The following is a 1,425-nucleotide window of genomic DNA, read 5'->3' as shown; positions in this document are numbered from 1 at the left end:
TCGGCGGTCTTCGAGGCGAAGAGGGTCTGGCGGGCGTCCTTGTCGCCGCCGGGGCCGGTGAAGCCCTGCTCGTCGCCGTAGTAGATCACCGGGTTGCCGCGGGACAGGAACATGAGTTCGTTGGCGAGGGTGGCCCGGCGGACGAGTTCGGTGTCGGAGGCGTTCGGGTTGTCCTGCTGGAGGAAGGTCCCGATGCGGCCCATGTCGTGGTTGCCGAGGAAGGTGACCTGCTCGTAGGCGTTGGCCTTGTCGGTGGTGTACCGGTAGTCCTCGGCGAAGACCCTGGCGAGGCGGTCGGCTCCGGCGCCCTGCGAGGCGAAGGCGCGGGCGGCGTCCTGGAAGGGGAAGTCGAGGGTGGCGTCGAGCCGGCCGCGGGTGACGTACGGGGAGGTCACGGCGGTGTCGGCGGAGTAGACCTCGCCGAACATGAAGAAGTCCTCGCGGCCCTGCTTCTCGGCGTAGGCGTCGAGGGCGGTGGCCCACTGGGTCCAGAAGTCGAGGTCGACGTGCTTGACGGTGTCGATGCGGAAGCCGTCGATCTTGAAGTCGCGGACCCACTTCTCGTAGATCTTCCGCATGCCGTCGACGACCTCGGGGCGTTCGGTCCACAGGTCGTCGAGGCCGACGAAGTCGCCGTACTCGGCGGACTCGCCGACCCAGGTGGAGTCGCCCCGGTTGTGGTACATCGTGGGGTCGTTGAGCCAGGCGGGGACCTTGGTGTCCGCCTTCGCCGTGGGGACGACGGGGGTGTACGGGAAGGAGTCCCGGTCGACCCTGCCGATCGCCTCGCGGTCGTCGAAGGGGCGGCCGTCCTTGTCGAGGTACGGGTGGGCACCCTTGGGGCGGTAGCCGTACTTCTGCTCGGCGTAGTCGACGGTGTCGGCGGTGTGGTTGGTGATGACGTCGAAGAAGACCTTCATGCCCTTGCGGTGGGCGGCGGCGATCAGCCGCTCCAGGTCGGCGTTCGTGCCGAAGTGCGGGTCGACCTGGGTGAAGTCGGTGATCCAGTAGCCGTGGTAGCCGGCGGAGGCGTCCTTGCCCTCGCCCTGCACGGGCCGGTTCTTGAAGATCGGCGCCATCCAGATGGCGGTGGTGCCGAGGCCCTTGATGTAGTCGAGGCGCTCCGTGAGGCCCCTGAGGTCGCCGCCCTGGTAGAAGCCCTTGTCGGTGGGGTCGAAGCCGGTCTGTGTCCGGCTGCCGGTGAGGCCGCCGCGGTCGTTGGCGGTGTCGCCGTTGGCGAAGCGGTCGGGCAGGACGAAGTAGAACTGCTCGCGGGTGAGGTCCTGGCGGGACGGTTCGGCGGCGAGCTGCCGGTCGGTGGGCGGGGCCGGGGGCCTGGGCGCGGCCGCCGCGGGGACGGCGGGCACGAGGGCGGCGCACAGGGCGGCGGCCAGCGCGACCGCCGTTCTCTTGCGTGTCACGGGG

Annotated in this window: 1 protein-coding gene; it reads right to left on the bottom strand. The window is 69.9% G+C overall.

Annotation, left to right across the window (positions count from 1 at the left end; all coding sequences use genetic code 11):
* The coding region (locus EAO70_RS20930) for an alpha-amylase family glycosyl hydrolase (RefSeq protein ID WP_261992970.1) at window positions 1-1,421 on the bottom strand (1,421 nt) is incomplete at its 3' end.
* Window positions 1,422-1,425: the final 4 nt, after the last annotated feature.

This window comes from Streptomyces sp. adm13(2018) (genome assembly GCF_008042145.1).
Lineage (GTDB): Bacteria > Actinomycetota > Actinomycetes > Streptomycetales > Streptomycetaceae > Streptomyces.
This window is presented reverse-complemented; position numbering and strand designations above follow the sequence as displayed.